The sequence below is a fragment of the Actinomycetes bacterium genome (assembly GCA_024222295.1).
Classification (GTDB): domain Bacteria; phylum Actinomycetota; class Acidimicrobiia; order Acidimicrobiales; family Microtrichaceae; genus JAAEPF01.
In genome coordinates this window covers 1-3488 of record JAAEPF010000049.1, presented here as the reverse complement: position 1 = coordinate 3488, position 3488 = coordinate 1, and the positions used below count along the sequence as shown (strand labels likewise).

The following is a 3488-nucleotide window of genomic DNA, read 5'->3' as shown; positions in this document are numbered from 1 at the left end:
GGGGGATGCGCGCGGGCGTGCTCGTCGCGCTGGTGTGCGCGCTCGCGCTCGCGGTCGGCGGCGCGCGCGCGCTCGGGGACCCGGTCGGCGGGGAATGCCTGACGATCCAGGGCGCGGATGGGGAGTACGCCCCGTCCGGCATGACCAAGCAGCTCAAGGTCGGCCTCATGGTTACCTGGAAGGGTAAGTGGAACAACTTCTCCGTCGGCAACTGCCGCGCTGCGATGACTTGGCTCAAGCTCGTCAAGGCCAACGGCGGCATCGCCACCAAGGGTGGCGGGCTCCTCGGCGTCAAGTTTTACGTGGTGGACGTCTCCGCTGAGACCGAGGCCGGGAACAATGTCCTCTCTGTGAGCGGCACCAAGACCCCCACCTACGAGATGGGCAAGCAGTTCATCACCGACAATGGCCTGGACGTCTCTCTCACGCCCTACTCTTCCTCCCTGTCTCCCTTCGCGGGCAGGGCGGGTTTCGAGACCGGCGTGCCCGTGGTGGCTACCGGTGCCGCCGCGGAGGCCGTCTTTGCGTGCCCTGAGTGCAACGACGCCGCCGACTGCGCCGCCAAGGCCTTCGGTTGCGCCGCGCCCAACACGCGCCGCTACAACGAGCTCTTCGGTGTGCTCTCCGTGGCCGGCACCTACTTCCGCGACTTCGTCTCTCTGTCGTCCATCAAGGGCGCCAAGCGTGTGGCGTTTGTCTACGAGATCAACAAGTCCTTCACCGGGGCCATGATTGTCGGCGCCAAGATCCAGGCGGGCAACCTCAAGATGGAGATCGTCGCCGACATCACCATGGCTGAGCAGCGCGACGCGGACCTGTGCGCCGGCACCGACGCCGCGACTAAGTGTACCTCTGGCGATGAGCTGATCGCTGAGGCCAAGGCCCAGACCGGTGTGCCCACCGTCATCTCCCGCGGTGCGTCCTGGGTGGACTCCGGCTTCCGCCTCGTGCCCCTTCTGCAGGACATCGGCGTGGACCTCGTCATCGGCGGGACCTACCCCACCTCCTGCACCGGTCTTGTCCAGGGTTTCCGCCAGGCCAACTACCTGCCCAAGGGTCTCGGTCTGTCCACCTGCATGGGTTCCCCTGCCATGTTCACCACTCTCGGTAAGGACATGCGCTGGCTCGCCGGCCCCTCCCAGTGGGACCGCCGGCTCACCGGCCGTGACTTCGAGGAGTCCAAGTACACCGTGCCCAACCACTTCCAGAAGACCGATGAGAAGACGTCCCCCCAGCAGATGTACGAGCTGTTCGCTGAGGACCACGGCGAGCCCCCGATCTACCAGGCCACCGCCGCGCTCGCGGGTTTCTACCTCATCGAGGCCGGTGCTTCCGCGGTCAACTCCCAGACCCCCACGCCCGCTGAGCTGATTGCCTCGCTCAAGGCCGTGTACTCCCCCTCCTTCTGGGGTATTTCCACCACCGACGCCTTCGGCAAGAACGAGCGCCGTGTGCCCGTCACCTGGGCCTACGGTCCCAGCGGTTCCCTCGAGGTGCTCACGCCCCTCTCCGCCGCTACCGCCGAGTACAAGTACCCGCTTCCCGCCTGGGACTCTCTCGAGCGCAACTACCCTTGCCCCGCGGGTGAGAAGGTTGTCGGCAAGAACGACTGGTCCGACTCCCTTGACGACTTCATCGCCAACGGTGGCGCGACCTGGGACTCCACCACCTGCGAGGACTGCCCCGCCGGCAGCTTCTCCGCCAACACCGGTTCCCTCGAGTGCACGACTTGCCCCGACGGCTACTACTCCACCAGCGCCAAGTCCACTGAGTGCACCAAGTGCCCTGACGGTGCCACCTGCTCCAAGACTGGCCTTCTCGCGCCCGTGTGCGGCCCCGGTGAGGGTGCCGGCTCCGAGCGCTGCTACACCTGCCCCTCCGGTGAGTACAACCTCAACGGTGACGGCGTCTGCCGCCAGTGCCCCCAGGGCGCTGTCTGCTCCGGCGGGACCGGCGTGGCTCTCCTCAAGGACTACTGGGTCAACCCCGGCTCCATCACCGCCGGCGCCCTCGACGTCTACCGCTGCCGCCCCGGGTGGTGCTGCGAGAACGCTCGCTGCCCCATCTTCGCGGAGGGCCATTCCGCTGCCTGCACCGGCGACGCTGCCGACGGCATTGGCCGTGACGCTTGCTCCGTGGCCACCTGCGCCCCCAAGAAGATGGGCACCCTCTGCGGTGCCTGCGCCCCCGGCCATGTCCTGGTCGGCGAGCAGTGCGAGGCCGACTGCGATGGCTTCGGCGCCGGGCCCTTCGTGTTCATGCTTTTCCTCGCGTTCCTGGCTGTGTTCGCCCTCCTGGCGTTCCCCCACGGCGAGATTGTCACCGAGACCGGCATCTTCACGGACGGTATGATCAAGGTGTTCGCCAACTACTTCAACATCATCCAGCTGCTGGAGTTCTCCGCGTCTACCGCGGTGTCCACCCTTCTGTCCATCAACTCTGACTCCGTGACCAGCATCGTGGGCAAATGCATGTTCGAGACCAACCCCCTCGGCAACCTCATGCTCGGTGCGCTCCTGCCCATCGTCATGCTTCTCGCCCTTGGCTTCATTGCCCTCCTCGACTTCCTCTACCAGAACATGGCGGGCCTCCACCCCACCATCGCGCCCATCCGCGAGCGCTGGGTCGTGTACTGGTACAAGGTCATGAAGGGTGTCGACGACACCGGCCGCATCCCCGAGAAGGAGATCAACTGGTACTCCAAGTACGTCTACGTCTTCCTCCAGCTCTCTATTTTCTGCCACTCCACCATCACTGTGACCGCCCTCCGCATGTTCCAGTGCCGTGCCGTGGCGGGTGACGACGTTCTGGCTTTCAGCCCCTCCGTGAAGTGCCACGAGGGCGCCCACAAGTCCTTCTTCATCATTGCCATCATCCTGCTGGTGTGCTACGTCATCCCCCTTCCCTTCATCGCTGTGTACATGGCTTACAAGACCGTGGGCTCCTACCTCAAGGAGCACGGCGACAAGTCTGCCGACTACACCGACTCCGACGAGTACTACCGTACTGTGCGCACCTACGGCCCCCTCTGGATCGGCTACCGTGCCGGCTGCTGGTGGTATGAGCTTGTCAACCTGCTCCGCCGTATCCTCATCATTGGTCTCTTCGTGGGTCTCGACTCCCCCGACGTGCGCCCCGAGCAGGACGGCTTCGTCTCCAAGGCTTTCATGGCCGCCTTCTGCCTGATCCTCTGTATCGCGCACATGGTCATCCAGCCCTTCGAGACTGCCATGGACAACCACGTCGAGGGCTTCATGCTTGCTGCCTTGACTGCTGTGCCTATCACCGACTACGCCCGGACCCGCGCCAGCTACGAGGACTCCAACTCCTTCATCGCCGTCGAGGCCGTGCTGCTGTACTTCCCCGTGTTCGCCGGTGTGTGCGGCTACTTCTCCCGCCGCTACAACAAGACCAGCGACGAGCAGAAGATCATCTCCAAGGCCGAGGCCTAAACATTTGAACGTGGAGCACATTTCCGCTCTCGTATT

Annotated in this window: 1 protein-coding gene; it reads left to right on the top strand. The window is 64.7% G+C overall.

What is annotated here, in order from left to right:
• Positions 1-3452, top strand: a 3452-nt coding sequence (locus GY812_14410; GenBank protein ID MCP4436676.1) for a hypothetical protein, incomplete at its 5' end; no start/stop codon positions are given.
• Positions 3453-3488 lie beyond the last annotated feature (36 nt).